The following is a 13,709-nucleotide window of genomic DNA, read 5'->3' as shown; positions in this document are numbered from 1 at the left end:
CTAAATCTTCATTTTATTTTAAGTATTCAATTCCAAGATTTTGGACTCAATTTCTAAACTGAAATCAGTTTAAAGTGGTAATTGGACTCCTCCTTTTTGTTCCAGGCGATCTCTCGAGTCAGGTGATAAAATGCTTCCAAAAGGGTAGCATTGTTCATTTTCCCGGCATCAATTGCCTTAAAGCCAATCAATTCAATTAATCTTTTGATACGGATCTTCTCTAGGTTGGCATCTCCGCAAAAGTAGGTTTCTTTCACGATTCCCAGCACGTCTGAATTTGGATAATCAAGTCCTAGGTTATTGAATGCTTTAAAAATTATGGCTTTTGGCGCTGACCTGCGAATGATCTGTGTGTTGCAGTTGCTTAACTTTTTATCATAGTAGCTGTTGGTACAATCGATAACAATCTTGTCATCCAGATCCACTTCTTTGAGTGCTTCACAAACTTGGGGTAAATGCTCGTTTTCGCAGCAAATCAAAATTATCTCCGATTGAATGATAGCAGATTGATAGGGGCAAAGTCTATCATAGAAACGGTTGAGAACCTTCCATTCGGCTTCTTCAATGTTAAAATCTGTGCGGACACCAAATACTACAGCCAGGCCAGCGTCAATGTATTTTCGGCCAAGGGATTTGGCAAGATTGGTTCCTCCAATGATTCCTAATTTCATATAATCCTGCTTTTGAGTGAGTGAAGGATGAGCAAATGGGTAACAAACTAGACAAACACTGGTTTGAAATGACTAGTAACTGTTAGCAAACAGGGACTTGAGCATTGAGATTTCTGATAGATCAAGTGCCTGTTTTACCTTATTTTTCTTTGGGTTCTACGAATTTATGTATTGCTTTTTTAGTAGAAAGTCTTGAAAACTAGTCTAAAGTAGTTGTAATTCAAAAGAAAATTTTGATAAAAATGAATAAACACTATGAAAGCCAATAGTTGTATTATAAAGCCCAAAAAAGTGAGTTTATAAATCTGATTGGTAGAATAATAATTTTTTGAGATAGTATTATTTTGAAGAAAATAGGATGATAATGGAATAGGTAGGCTATTTATGGATTGTAAAAAACTAACCTTGTTTACCCTTTCGATTATCTCTTTGTACTTCAGATAATTGGAGCTAGTAAATTTAGCTTATGCTGCAGAAAATCACCTAAGTTCTATTTGATTGGTTAGTGTCTTAAACTTAGAATCTTACGAGATATCTAAAAATAATTATAGAAAAGTAGGGTTATAAATAAGGTGTTTCATAGTAATTCTAATGAGCTGGAATTTGAATTTAGTGTTCATTTAGTCGCCCATCCCGAAGGGTGGTTTCTTTTTACCACAGTCATAGCATGCGCTAAGAATTACGCTGAGAAAATTACTCACTGAAAAAGACCGTTATCCTTAAGACCTTTTCCTTCCATTGTTTCCTTAACAGCTTCATAAAGATCAGGTAGGGTAATAGGGTAATGCTTTTTTTCGTATTTATTGATCAGTGTCAACAACAGGTCGGTTGCACTTCCTTCAGGACTTTCTGGATCTTCACCGAATAGTGGGCTTTGTCTTTTTCAATGCTTTTTAGTAGTGATAATGACTTAGCTATTCTCTAAGAATGAATTAATTTGCTTTACATACCAGGTACCAAACCCTATGTTTTCAGCATCAAGTTGAAATCCTGTAAGGTGATCACCATCATATTCTACGACCTTACAGCGATTTCCAAGTGTTTCTTGAAGTATTAAAGCATCTTGGTGAGTGGTGATTTCATCCTTGGAAGCTGTAAATATTAAAAGTGGAAGTTTAATGGATTGAATTGCTTTTTCGTAAATACTGGATTTTTCGGGAAGCAGCAACTCTTTGTCACGCGCTATATAACGATCTATTATGGCTGAAGTGTCTGTCACAAAACCTTCTCCGATGATAAAATCGATCTTTCCTTTTATAGCTGGGTAGGCACGGGAAGCTATTGTTGTCCCCATGGACATTCCCCAAATGCCAATTTGTTTATCCTTGAATTTCTTTGAAATGTTATCGACGACAGCTTCAAGGTCTAATGCAAACTCAGTGTAGTAAAGATATTCAGGTTGAATTTCAAAATCGTCACTTTTGCCAAATCCCCTGTAATCAAACGTAACTACTGTATAACCTTCATTGGCTAGAATTGCGGCATAGTATACAAAATATGACATGTTACCCGCATCAGGATAGGCAAGAATAATGACCGTGTCTTTTTTGTTTTCAATGTTCGCTTCATAGATCCAGGTGTTCAATCTATAATTATCCTTAGTCGTAATTTTTAACTGTTCGTAGTTCCACGACACAGAGTCCGGGGTCATAAAGTATTCCCGATCTGGATTTATCGCAAAGACATAATTGAATGCTAATAAGAAAATCACTAAAGTCAGTACTAGCGCAGTTTTTTTCATGTACCCTTCCTGTTTGGTTTGTGGCATTTCTTTAATAACACAGTTTTAACTGGTTGTCGCAAATTTTGCGATAACCAGTTAGTTGATCAATGACCTTGACAATCGTCTTTCAATTTTTCTTTTTCCCTCACGTTGAACTATCCGGAAATTCAGGATAGTTGAATCTTTCGAAACTTTACCTCAATTTGAGTCTGGCCGTCACTTCCTTGATAAATTTCAATTTGATTGTCCATTTTCAAACTCAAGAATTTTCTAATACAGGTATGTCGGAATTCCCGACTTACCATCTACTTTATTTATTTAACCAACTTATTATCTTTTTCACTAATGGGAGCCAAAATATGTCCAAACATTGTCAATACATGATTAACCTTTGATAAGTTTAGGTTTTCCTTTCCTTGCTCGATTTTCCTGATTACAGTAAGTGCGACCCCAGCTTTTTCGGCAAATTCTTCTTGGGTCATACCCAATTGCTTCCTTCTTGTTTTTACAAATTCAGCTATATGATTCATTCTATATGTATTTGCATATAAATCTAAGAAAATGGTCAAATTATATGCTTTTAGATATAGTTTTGCCTGAGTTTATTTATATGTGAGCTATAGAAATTCATTCTATAGCTCAAAATTGCTGCAATTCTGAGCTATAGATTTATGTTTAATAAATCATGAAATGGATTTGGGAAAGACCGGATTGGCCAAATTTCCCATTTGAGGCTGCGGACTTGATAGTCTCTTCAGCACCAGGGATTTAGCAGAAATGGTTGGTCTTGGAGCCCTTAAAAAGACTGACTATGAAGTAAATGAAAATCCGCCTCCAGAATCAACACTACTTGATTTTGGAGGCAGTTTTAATCTAAATCAAGCTTACTAATCTTTTTAGCTCACTTAGTCCATGTTCTTCTTTTCTATTACCCAGCCTTCTGATTTCCCTAATGCAGGAGAATCTCCGGTGAAAAGCTTTCCAGCTTCCTCATCTCCTTTCAATTGCCACTGATACCAGTTGAGAGCTACCCGTGCAAATTCTCCACCATGAGGCTGTGCATAGGTGCCTCCATGTCCCACATCCAGATTACCCACAAATACGGGAATATGATTGATGCGACTGAAATCGTCCATTCCGTTTCCATATGCGATGTCGGATTCACCACCCAACAAATAGAGGGTTGGAACTTTGATTTTTTGTAATTGTTCCTTACCGACCTGTGGCATGCCGGACATTCCACCTCCAGGGTTCCCCAATACGCCACTGTTGAATACCCCAACCGTGGTGAATCTAGGATCATCGGCAACTTCAATAGTCTGCAGACCTCCGCAGGACATACCGCTCACTGCAATGTTGTCGGTGTCGATTTTTTGATAGTAGGGGCTATTGGGATCGTTATTTTGTGCAATTGCCCAGTCTATGGCATCCAGTAGTTTTTGTGACTTAGAACGAACATCGGTCTGTTTGGGCATGGTACCTATCGCGACGACCAGAAAGCCATGGGAAGCTATTTCATTCAGAAAGTTGACATGCTCCCAAGGAGAATCAAAACAGGCACCATTGCCCCACGTGATAATGGGAAGCTTCTTTTCTTCACCAAAAGCTGCTATGTCCTGAGGTCTAAAGATGGTGTGCGTGGGCAAACTGCTTTCTGAGGTCATTACTGCAGGATACTGACCTGTACCTCCATTTTCAATGATTTCGCTTACTGTGCTTTTTTGAAAAACAAGGTGTTCAGAAAAGAATGGCAAAGCTTTGGTTTCAATGCGTTCGGCAATGCGGTTGAGGTGGTCGCCTTCGTAGCTTTCATAAAGGTGATCGATCTGGTAAGCATCCAGTACCTCATGCAGCTTTTTGGTGGCTTCGCTAATACCTCTATCTTCTGTGCCAGCATCCATTCCTATAGCTTTTAGCCTTTTGAGGTTTGGAATATATTGATCAATAGTGGTGAGTGTTCGGCTTGCGATGATCTTATTGATAATATCCTGACGGGGCGAGCCATCTTTTGCAGGAAGATCCAAATAGAAGGGAGGATTTTGAGGATTGGGTGCAAAGGCAGCAGCTGTAGCGAGGGCAGCTATCTCGCCAAAAGATGCATCTTCGAGTTGTTCAGTAGTGAATTTTTCTAATTTAGAGATCATCTCAGGATTGGTCGGTGCTCCCCCGTCCATACAGCAGGGGCTTAAGGCGTAGATGGCAGAATAAACATCAGGATATTTCATTCCCAGACGAAGCGTTCCATAGCCGCCCATAGAATGTCCGGCAAGTCCTCTGCTGTTTTTATTTGCTAGCGTTCTGTAGTTTGAATCTATGTAGGTTACAAGCTCTTTGGTCACAAAGGTTTCCCAGTCGCCTATTGTAGCAGAACTTGCATACATGCTCCCTTTAAATTTGTTGTATGCATTGGGCATCACCACGATCATCTCTTTGGAACTGCCAGCCTCGAGGGATTGCTCGATCACATGCTGAAGGTTGATCCAATGATCTTCCCATCCAAACCACTGGGAATCGGTGTCGGTAAATCCATGAAGCATGTAAAGAACTGGGAAGTTTTTCTCAGGATCAGTTTGATAAGAAGGAGGGAGGTAGACGGTCACGTCTCGGTCTGCAGGATCACCGATCAGGTTTCCCTCCAGTGCTCTGCTATGTACTTTGACTCGCTCTTTGGTGCCTATTTGTGCTTGGGTAACATTCAATCCAAGGCATAGAAGTAGGGTAATTAAAAAAGTTTGTTTCATAGGTTATTAGGTTTAGGTTATTTGTGAAAATAGGTCAAAATGATTAGTTGTCCAACTTCTCTTGGTAAGCTTAAGGAGCTATTGGCATGAAAGAATATTGAATAAGTCGGATTGAAAATACTTCAATAGTTGTTTCGAGATTGGAAACTAATTTTAGAGAGCAAAAAAGCATCCTGTATCTTGCTTGACGATTTGATCTAAGCTAGAATTATGAAGAAAACGGTTCAATCCATTTCTAAATTATCATTCTCTGAATGGAAGAGCATTTTGATAAAAGTAAAAGAACGCATTGTCGAAAATAATTTGATAATTATTTCAGCTGGAGTAGGCTTTTTTGGTTTTTTAGCCATTTTCCCCGCTCTTATGGCACTCATTTCCATCTATGGGGTTGTAATGGATCCACAGCAAATTGAGGAACAGGTTTCCAAAATCAGTACTATGATCCCGGAGCAGACTCATGAAATCCTTCAATATAGGGTGGATAATTTTATCAAACCCGAAGGTGAATCCCTAGGCTGGGGTACTTTTTTGGGAATTCTACTGGGTATTTGGATAGGCAATCTTGGGACAAAATTTTTGTTTAGGGGAATAAATATTGCCTATGAGACCGAAAGTAAAAGGGGGATCATAAAAAACAACGGGCTTACATTATTATTCACTTTTGGTGCTATCATACTAATCATTCTAAGTGCTGCCTTGATTGTAGCATTTCCGGCTATCATTGGGAAAATAGGTTTGCCAGATAATCTTGAAAGCCTTATAACGTGGTTGAGATGGCTAGTGATGGGATTTATTCTGGTGGGGAGTATTAGTATGATTTATTATTTTGGGCCTAAAAGAAGACGACCTAGTTTTATTTGGGTTATTCCCGGTGCAGTTTTAGCCTCCTCTTTGTGGCTACTGGCTTCCTGGGGATTTTCATTTTACATGCGTAATTTCTGGAATTTAAGTGAAATCTATGGCTCGATTTCCGCTGTTGTTTTCCTCATGTTGTGGCTATTTATTAGCACTTTTATTATTTTCTTGGGTGCAGAGATGAATTATGGAATTGAAAACCATGTCAGGGGGAAATCGGTCGATGGTATAGACTGAGGTCTACTTTCACTAATCCTTCCCAGCCAAAGAAAGGAAAGGCCAGACTCCACAAAGAGGATTCCAGCCTTTTCTACCATGCTCAGAGACCTAATTTGGAATGGGCTTGTTGGTGCTGACAGACAGCCGATTCCATGCATTGATGGCGATTATTGCCAGGATAATCTGGGCAAGGTAGTTTTCTCCAAAAGCCTTTAACGCTTGGTTATAGCTATCTCCACTCAGTCCTTTTTCACTGATCAGTGTGACTTCCTCTGTGATCTGGAGAATGATTTTTTCCTCGGGAGTGAAAAGGTCAGTTTCTCTCCAAGCATTGAGCAATAGAATCCGTTGGGTATTTTCACCTTGCTTCAAAGCATCTTTTGTATGCATATCGATACAGAATGCACATTTGTTGATCTGGGAAGCCCGGATTTTGATCAGTTCCTTATGAGTGGAAGTAAGTTCGGATTGCTGGAGATACTTTTCCATTCCAAAAAGAGATTGATATCCTTTTGGTTCTACTTCGTCGATTTGTAGTCTGGTTTCCATGTTTTTATAGGATTTGTTAATACATAGTCCAAAAGTATTGGAGTCAAATCCGAAAAAACTTGAACTGGATTAAGATCGTCTTTTTGCTCGAAGTTTACTGAGATACTCCGGGGTCAGACCTAAGTAGGTGGCAAGGATATACTGCGGCACCCGCTGCACAAAATAAGGGAACTGCTCACTGAAGTTGTAGAAGATCTCCTCTTTGGAATAATTGAAAAGGTATTTTAGCCGGGTAACTACGGCTCCATAGCCGATCTCATACATTTGGCGAAAGTAAGACTCCATTTCCGGATGATCTTTGAGCAAAGCTGAGTATTTCTCCCGTGAAATGCGCCATACTACCGAGTCCTCAACTGCCTGAATTGTTGCGTCGGTCACTTTCTTTTTGTAAAAAGCTTGGTAGTCGCTAATCCACCAATTCTCCAAGGCAAATTGAATGGATTTTTCAACTCCGCGCTGGTCAACAAAAAAAGCGTGGATACAACCACTTTCTACAAAAAACAAGTAGTCACAAAGGTGGTTAGCGGAAAGAAGAATTTCTTTTTTACCAACTTCCAATCGCTCGAAGTATTCCGGGAGCTGTAGGTTGAGGACTGGTGTTAAAGAAATGAATTTTCGGATATGTTCGAGAAGGACTTGGGACATGGGAAAAGATTTTAGGAAATTTAAGTAGCAGCCATCAGATCCCAAAATAGGCAATGAACTGGATAAGGTAGACTTCACAACCTTTTTTTCCACTCATTCAGACTTCAATTTGTATCCCATCTAAGCACCTTTTGAAACTTATATCTGATTAATAGTCAATAGGAATGCCTCTCAAAGTGAAAAGCTTTGAAAATCCCAATCTGATTGACTGCTATTCAGTAAATCCTGCTCTAATTTTTCTTAAACGTAAAATACTTTTGTAATAGAAAGTTGATCGTCAGTACGATTACTGTCGAAAAGATTTTTGCTACGGTAGGTTGCATGTCAAAGATTAAGATTAGGGCCTTAAGAATCAGATAATCACTACCTAATCCCTGACCGACTACCAATACATATTTAAAAAGTTGTTTGGTCGTTTTCTTAGTTCCCGTAGCTCCATCTCTGAAAGCGAAGTTTTTGCTCAGCCAGAACCCTGTAGGGATGGTGACAAAAAATGCAATCAGAAGAGCAATGGTGTATGAGGCAATATTGAAATCCTTAATTGACCATCCTTCTTTAGGGAGAATATATTCATAGAGAACAGCAAAAAGAATGATATTCAAAGCTGTATTGATAGCACCTACGGCCAAGTAAGCGTATACATCGTAGGGTAGCCATTTTTTGAAAATTGGGTAGAAAAACCGTAGAAATGCCTCAATCCAATTGCTAAGTAGTCTGATCATTTCCTTTTGGGCAATAGAGTAAAAATGTGGCTTAAATACCATTGAGCTAATTCTCCCATAGGTAAACCTTTGGCAGCTTTGAAATTTTGATCTTCGATCTTCTTTCTCTCCTCTGGATTATCTATCAAACTTGAGACAGCTAGTGCCAAACTCTCAGCATTGTCTGTCTCAAAATATGCTCCACCATATCCTTCTTCATCCACTACCCGTTCGAGATCATCTATTTTGGGCAGAATACATGCTCTTCCATAACTGCCCGCCTGGTGGAGAATTCCAGAACTACCTGTAGTGGTGGTATAAGGAAAAATCACAAAGGTGCTGTCCCAAAAAATTTCAGAGACTTTTTCTTCAGGGATGTATCCAGTGTATTCTACATTGGCTAGGTGAGCGTAAGTCTTTTTCAACCCATCGATGTAGCCTTTCACATTAGGGTTGTCAGTTCCTGCCACTGTGGAGGTTAATTCTAGGTTGGGGTATTTTTTTTGGAGGATCTCCATGGCGTCCAGCATAACTTCAGCTTTTTTGTAAGTGCCAAATTTTCCAAATGCCATTAGGTTAATTTTGCTCATATTTTCTGGCAGGTAATTACGCTCCGGAAGTTCAAAATTCCCATGAGGAAGCAGTATGACATTGTCTGCATGGTATTTTTCCTTGAGAATGGTGACATATTGGGATATCGTCACACCAACCAAATCAGCTTTGAGGATGAACTTAGTAAGTTGCTCACCTATCCATAGGAAAATATTCCCTTTCAACTTGCTGTCAGCCATTCCTATTGTGTCAAGCTTTACTGTTTCGGTGATATTATGGAGGATGACCACTGATGGGATACCAAGAAGCTTGCACATCCAAGGAGTGAGTAGACCGAGTGCTGCTGGGATTTTTCCTTCTCCAAAGGTCATAAATTGAAGGTTCAGAATTACTGCATCGGGTTTGAGTTCTTTCAGCTTTTTGCGAAGATCCAAGACCGTTGTCCAGCTGTTGAAATCCCAGCATGGGATAATTTCCAAGCCGTCCGTTGCGTATCGTAAGTATTGGCTATTGTCTTCGAGATTATTTGTCAGAATATAGATCTGATCCACCTCTTTTTTGCCGATAAAACTACGACTCAGGTGGTAGCCATATTCGTTAAGAGTCACCTGACTAGGTGGGTAGGGAGTGATGAAAGCTAATTTCATAAGTTGGGGTTTTTAGTGGTTTCGTCAATAAATCTGATGGCATCTAAGCGCCAGTTATCGCCTTGGAAAAGCAAACTGACTGCAATTTGAGAAGAGGTAATTTGAGTAGAACCATCGGGAAAAGTATAACTGAACTCAGCAAGGCTATCCAGAAGATTGCAGGAAAGTCCGTCCCGAGACCATGTTTTAATAGATATGGAATGGCTTAGATCATTTCTTTGAATGGATCCTGGCTGCCCGTTTGTATAGTTTTCAGCGAGTTTTAGGTAAAAGCGCTCTGTAAACCTGTCCTTGCTTGGGGTTGGGTTGGGGTGTTGATACAAGTGATTTAAATGTGCCCAAATTGCTTTGTAATCTTGTTCCAACTTTTCCAGTTGCTGCTCAGTAGGAGTATAAACAGATTGTATTTTTATTTCAAGAGAAGGATTTGAATTCATAGCAAGGCTGTCATACCTCAGAAAGTAGGGTATAACATCGTCTGTATGTCTAATTCTCGCCATCGTAATGAGCAAAAACCCAACAATGAGCAGAAAACCAAGAAATATCCATCTGGTCATTGTTGAGGTATAGTTAAGGGTTGAGAATAAATCTGGGCTATCTGGGCTATTATGTTTTTACCTTCTGCCTCATCAAGTGGAAGGCTCAGGATAGCAAAGGAATCCTGCACCACAGCCTCGACTTTTTTGTGTTGCTGGTCCTTTTGGAAGTGAAAAAGGATCAATGTGCCGTTAGCTATTTTGTTGTCAAATCTATCGACCAAAGGTCCCGCTTGAATTGTAATTTCCTGATTATGGCTGTCTTTAGAATAGGATAGGGGTATTTCTCTTACTGTTCCAGCATCAACATAGAAACTTGATCTTGCAGTGCCGGTTATACTTTTAAATGTCCCTGTTTTAGGAAGTAATTCTATGTTTTTTTCTACAAAATAAGCATCCTGATTCACAAGTGTAAGATTTCCAGATGGGTCAGAGCTATAAAGGATTTGCTGCTGCACCATAGAGGAATCTGTAGTGAGGGTTTTAGGTGAGCGTAAATCTGCTAATTGACTCGCCTCTTCTTGGTTTTTAAGAGAGATTGGATAGACAAATTGGGAAGTGCCTGACTTCAATGTCAGAAAGGCATTGCCTTCGATTATTCCTTTTACTGGACGGATAATGACTAGTATTTTTCCGTCGGTTTTCACGATTTCAGGATAGATCAGCTGAACAGCTGTGCTTAAAGAAGCTTTCCAATCCTGTGCTTCGGCTTCAAACACCAAAGTATCTTGGTTGACTTTTAGAGTAGATTTGGTATTTAGCCACACTGGCTTTTCTACTGCTTTTTCGACACAGCCAAAAGCAAACAGTCCGACGAATGAAAATAGGATAACTCTGATCATTGCAGGTAAATTTCTTGTGCCAAAAAGCAGTGTGGTAGAAAGCTGATTTTCTCCTGAAAAAGAGCTGATTCCGTTGTTGGTTTTAGTAGTAATTCTCGTTCCTGCCCGTTGATTGTGAGATTGATTGGAAGTTGATCCAGAATCTTTGCCGTAGATGAAATTTTCTGCACAGAGATTTGAAAGCTACTTTCCAATCCAGGTCGGATAGATTTTGGATAGGTCCAGAGATCTACTTGCACGATCCTTCCCAGACTATCTTTTTCAGAAATTAACACTCCAGGAATAGTAATTTCTCCAGTGAACGGATTCTTCATAGATGCTTCGAAAACTGCCGAATTATTTGTTTCCGCTCTTAATTCATAACTGAGCTCTCCGCCTCTGATATAGCCTCGCTCAGAGATATCTGTTTCAAGTTCCAAAGAGATAGCGATGATTTTCTTTTCACCTTCCAGCTCCTGTGATCCCAGAGGTAACTGGAACCAGGTACTTGCCTTCGGAGCAAGGTTGAAATGGAAATTCTTTTTTGGGAAAAACGTTGCTGTACTGTCGTTGTCATACCTGATCACCGCTTTTAGTGCTAGCGTGATAGGTATATTGTCCGCATTGATCAACTCACCGGTAAGTCTTAATTCCCCATTTACCTGTACCAAATTAGCTTGATAAAATCCTGCAAATGGCTTTTTGATTCGATCATCTTTTACGGTAGGAAAACTGCTGACCTTTCGTTTCCCCATTTTCTTGAAAAGGGTGTAAGTGTAACTGATCACTTGTTCTTCAGGTATCTCTAATTCCACTTTCGGTGGATTGATATACCATTTATTATCTATTCTTTCCAGATTCATCACTTCTTCTTTTTCCCGTGGACCAAGAGAAGTTCTCCAGGTACTATGCACATTCATTTGCGCACTGGTTTCAGTAAGTTTCAGGGTGTCGATTTGCAACTTGTCGAGTTTGGCAAAGGAAGGAAGAAGTCCTCCATCACTCACTGACTTTTCGAGGAGGTATTGATCCAAGCTGTATTCTGGGCCTGGTTTGAAAAATAGAAAAGCCTCATCAAACCGCTGGAAATCCAAATCATTAAAATGAGAATAAATGGTAGTAGCAGGATCTTTTTGCTCATCGATCAGTAACATTTCGTAGATCTGATATACCAGAAAGCTGCTGAACAATACAAAAGGAAACCAAGCAGAGGAATAAATCACAAATTTGGGATAAGAAGACACTTCTTCCTCTGCGATCAATTCTTCCTGAGACTTTTTGAAATAAAAAAGGTAGATCATGGTCATTGCTATCGCAATGAAAAGTATGCTTAGGGGAAGTGTTCCCCACATCTTTTTGAGAATAGGATTGAGTTCCGTGGGTTGGACAGGTTTAATGGTAGAGATATTTCCTTTTTCCCAGACCATAATTCCATTCTCTAGCCGAATGGTCCTGTTCCAGCCTGAATAAAAGAGCAAGGGATCATAGTAACGATCATTGCTAAAGACATATTTAAGCTGGTATTTTTCTGCTTTAGTCAGAAAGTCATCCAAGGAAGCCATGCCTTCTTCCATCAGGTATTTGGCATTTTCCAGACGTTCTACCGCGCGGGAAGTCATCTCAGGAAGTCTTCTTGCAGAATGGTAATTGCCGTCTATCGTTGCAGCCAGCGTATTGGAGGATAGCCAGGCCATCTGATCACCAAAGCCCAGCGTCAAAAACCTCCAGCGCATGTGATCATCCCGATTCAGAAAGTTTATGATCGGTTCAATTTCAACAGCTTTTGGCTGCAAGGGGCGGAAGCTGGCTAAGTGAAAGATGTATATAATAAATAGGAGATAGGAAAATCCACTTAGTCCTGAGATGAGGAAGTGGGAGGTTTCACCGTGTTTACCAGCCCAGAATTTTTTCACACTGCCTCCAATAAAGGCTACCAGGAAATGGCTGATGTATGGAATGGCAATAATGGATGCCCAGAATCCAAAGCGGTCTAGCGTCAGTATATTGAAAGCAGTCTCTCCCAGCATTAATTTGGGAAGGGGAGTGGTGCCGCCGCTTCCGAGCAGTAGACATACATAGAAAGAAACAGCCCAGCCTATATGTCTTTTCTTTTTAGTAATCAAATAGGAGATAGCTGGTAAAAGTGCAAAAATCAACAAAAGAGGAATGACATAGAAAACCAGTCCTGAACTAGTTACTTCAAGAAAATTATCTCTGGATCCATGTGGGATTGATACTTGACTGATCGGGTCAGTTCGACTCCAATACCAGTAAGGGAAAATAAGTGTTATGGTTAGAAAAATGGTGATGAATACAAAGAGTAGTATCTCCTTCTTTTTCTTCCAGACTTCTACTACCAAAGCAGGAAGAAACCTGCCAAATAGATTCTTTTTGCCTAGTTCAGGGTTACCATCTACCAAAGCCATCACCATGGCCGGAGCGATAAAAAATACCATTCCGAAAATAGCAGTGACGTGATGTGAACTCACGGTCACGGAGATAAACGCCAAAGACATCAGCAAATATCTCCAGTCTGAAGTTTTGATGTATTGGTAAAGAAAAGGAAGCGCGTTCAGTAAAAATGCCAGCCCAGTAAGTGTAGGAACCTGCCCATAGACATGCAAGGTCTCAACCAATGAACTCAATACTACCGCCAAGATGGCTGCCACTCCTGCAGTTTGTTTGGAGTAAAACATCTTAGTGAATCGGTAAATTCCTAGAATCAGCGCTTCGAAAATCAAAATAGCATAGATGCTAAAGGCAATTTTCAAAGGAAAAATCTTACTGATCAGTGCGATCAACTGATGAGCCAGAGGTGGATAGCTGATCGTCAAAAAGCCGGTGTACCAGCGGTATTCCCAGGGTTCAAACCAAAACCTGGAGTAATGATCCGCAAAGAACATATGCACATAAGCATCGTAGGTCTGCGGCAAAGTGAAATACACAATGATCCCATGCGTCAGCAAGCCTAGAGATAAGGCTACCAAAAGCAACCTTTTCCCCAGAAATTCACTCCATAACACTTGATCTTGATTTTTCACTTGATTTT

At 40.0% G+C, this 13,709-nt stretch carries 12 protein-coding genes; 1 reads left to right on the top strand and 11 read right to left on the bottom strand.

All coding sequences use genetic code 11. The features are described from left to right. Positions 1 to 53: 53 nt before the first annotated feature. From AACZ87_RS03365 to AACZ87_RS03350, 4 genes are all read right to left on the bottom strand, one after another. The gene (locus AACZ87_RS03365) at positions 54 to 671 is read right to left on the bottom strand and encodes an NAD(P)-binding domain-containing protein (protein ID WP_339864843.1); all 618 of its coding nucleotides are present in this window, start codon (positions 669 to 671) and stop codon (positions 54 to 56) included. 910 nt (positions 672 to 1,581) lie between these two features. Next, positions 1,582 to 2,412: an alpha/beta fold hydrolase gene (locus AACZ87_RS03360; protein ID WP_339864841.1), complete on the bottom strand. Its 831-nt coding sequence runs from the start codon at positions 2,410 to 2,412 to the stop codon at positions 1,582 to 1,584. A 296-nt stretch (positions 2,413 to 2,708) separates the two neighbouring features. Further along, complete coding sequence (locus AACZ87_RS03355; RefSeq protein WP_339864839.1) at positions 2,709 to 2,924, bottom strand: type II toxin-antitoxin system Y4mF family antitoxin; 216 nt, start codon at positions 2,922 to 2,924, stop codon at positions 2,709 to 2,711. 375 nt (positions 2,925 to 3,299) lie between these two features. Further along, positions 3,300 to 5,135 carry an alpha/beta hydrolase-fold protein gene (locus AACZ87_RS03350; protein ID WP_339864837.1) on the bottom strand — a complete coding sequence of 612 codons (1,836 nt, stop codon included), beginning with the start codon at positions 5,133 to 5,135 and terminating at the stop codon, positions 3,300 to 3,302. 210 nt (positions 5,136 to 5,345) lie between these two features. On the opposite strand from AACZ87_RS03350, the gene AACZ87_RS03345 reads away from it, so the two are divergent. After that, a complete protein-coding gene (locus tag AACZ87_RS03345) occupies positions 5,346 to 6,227 on the top strand; it encodes a YihY/virulence factor BrkB family protein (RefSeq protein ID WP_339864835.1) in 882 nt (293 codons plus the stop codon). Between the two features lie 90 nt (positions 6,228 to 6,317). Here AACZ87_RS03345 and AACZ87_RS03340 read toward each other — a convergent pair whose 3' ends face one another. The 7 genes from AACZ87_RS03340 to AACZ87_RS03310 all read right to left on the bottom strand — a co-directional run bounded on the left by AACZ87_RS03340 (position 6,318) and on the right by AACZ87_RS03310 (position 13,701). Continuing rightward, complete coding sequence (locus AACZ87_RS03340; RefSeq protein ID WP_339864833.1) at positions 6,318 to 6,758, bottom strand: carboxymuconolactone decarboxylase family protein; 441 nt, start codon at positions 6,756 to 6,758, stop codon at positions 6,318 to 6,320. A gap of 69 nt (positions 6,759 to 6,827) precedes the next feature. Beyond that, positions 6,828 to 7,403 carry a Crp/Fnr family transcriptional regulator gene (locus AACZ87_RS03335; protein ID WP_339864831.1) on the bottom strand — a complete coding sequence of 192 codons (576 nt, stop codon included), beginning with the start codon at positions 7,401 to 7,403 and terminating at the stop codon, positions 6,828 to 6,830. Between the two features lie 230 nt (positions 7,404 to 7,633). Further along, complete coding sequence (locus AACZ87_RS03330) at positions 7,634 to 8,125, bottom strand: GtrA family protein (protein WP_339864829.1); 492 nt, start codon at positions 8,123 to 8,125, stop codon at positions 7,634 to 7,636. Continuing rightward, positions 8,122 to 9,303, bottom strand: coding sequence for a glycosyltransferase (locus AACZ87_RS03325; RefSeq protein ID WP_339864827.1), 1,182 nt, complete (start codon positions 9,301 to 9,303; stop codon positions 8,122 to 8,124). Before AACZ87_RS03325 ends, AACZ87_RS03330 begins: the two co-directional genes overlap by 4 nt. Continuing rightward, positions 9,300 to 9,860 (bottom strand): hypothetical protein, encoded by a 561-nt coding sequence (locus AACZ87_RS03320; protein WP_339864825.1) that lies wholly within the window; start codon positions 9,858 to 9,860, stop codon positions 9,300 to 9,302. Before AACZ87_RS03320 ends, AACZ87_RS03325 begins: the two co-directional genes overlap by 4 nt. Then, entirely contained in the window at positions 9,857 to 10,681 is an 825-nt protein-coding gene (locus AACZ87_RS03315; RefSeq protein WP_339864823.1) for a hypothetical protein, read from the bottom strand. The genes AACZ87_RS03320 and AACZ87_RS03315 overlap by 4 nt, the downstream gene beginning before the upstream one ends. Next, positions 10,678 to 13,701 carry a hypothetical protein gene (locus AACZ87_RS03310; RefSeq protein ID WP_339864821.1) on the bottom strand — a complete coding sequence of 1,008 codons (3,024 nt, stop codon included), beginning with the start codon at positions 13,699 to 13,701 and terminating at the stop codon, positions 10,678 to 10,680. Before AACZ87_RS03310 ends, AACZ87_RS03315 begins: the two co-directional genes overlap by 4 nt. Between the last annotated feature and the right edge of the window lie 8 nt (positions 13,702 to 13,709).

It is taken from the genome of uncultured Algoriphagus sp. (assembly GCF_963974365.1).
In the GTDB taxonomy this organism is placed as follows: domain Bacteria; phylum Bacteroidota; class Bacteroidia; order Cytophagales; family Cyclobacteriaceae; genus Algoriphagus.
This window is presented reverse-complemented; position numbering and strand designations above follow the sequence as displayed.

Bases quoted from the DNA above. Each gene is read 5' to 3' on its own strand.
- AACZ87_RS03345 (WP_339864835.1), top strand. From the start codon at position 5,346: ATGAAGAAAACGGTTCAATCCATTTCTAAATTATCATTCTCTGAATGG.
- AACZ87_RS03350 (WP_339864837.1), bottom strand. From the start codon at position 5,135: ATGAAACAAACTTTTTTAATTACCCTACTTCTATGCCTTGGATTGAAT.
- AACZ87_RS03335 (WP_339864831.1), bottom strand. From the start codon at position 7,403: ATGTCCCAAGTCCTTCTCGAACATATCCGAAAATTCATTTCTTTAACA.
- AACZ87_RS03355 (WP_339864839.1), bottom strand. From the start codon at position 2,924: ATGAATCATATAGCTGAATTTGTAAAAACAAGAAGGAAGCAATTGGGT.
- AACZ87_RS03360 (WP_339864841.1), bottom strand. From the start codon at position 2,412: ATGAAAAAAACTGCGCTAGTACTGACTTTAGTGATTTTCTTATTAGCA.
- AACZ87_RS03320 (WP_339864825.1), bottom strand. From the start codon at position 9,860: ATGACCAGATGGATATTTCTTGGTTTTCTGCTCATTGTTGGGTTTTTG.
- AACZ87_RS03325 (WP_339864827.1), bottom strand. From the start codon at position 9,303: ATGAAATTAGCTTTCATCACTCCCTACCCACCTAGTCAGGTGACTCTT.
- AACZ87_RS03330 (WP_339864829.1), bottom strand. From the start codon at position 8,125: ATGATCAGACTACTTAGCAATTGGATTGAGGCATTTCTACGGTTTTTC.
- AACZ87_RS03315 (WP_339864823.1), bottom strand. From the start codon at position 10,681: ATGATCAGAGTTATCCTATTTTCATTCGTCGGACTGTTTGCTTTTGGC.
- AACZ87_RS03340 (WP_339864833.1), bottom strand. From the start codon at position 6,758: ATGGAAACCAGACTACAAATCGACGAAGTAGAACCAAAAGGATATCAA.
- AACZ87_RS03365 (WP_339864843.1), bottom strand. From the start codon at position 671: ATGAAATTAGGAATCATTGGAGGAACCAATCTTGCCAAATCCCTTGGC.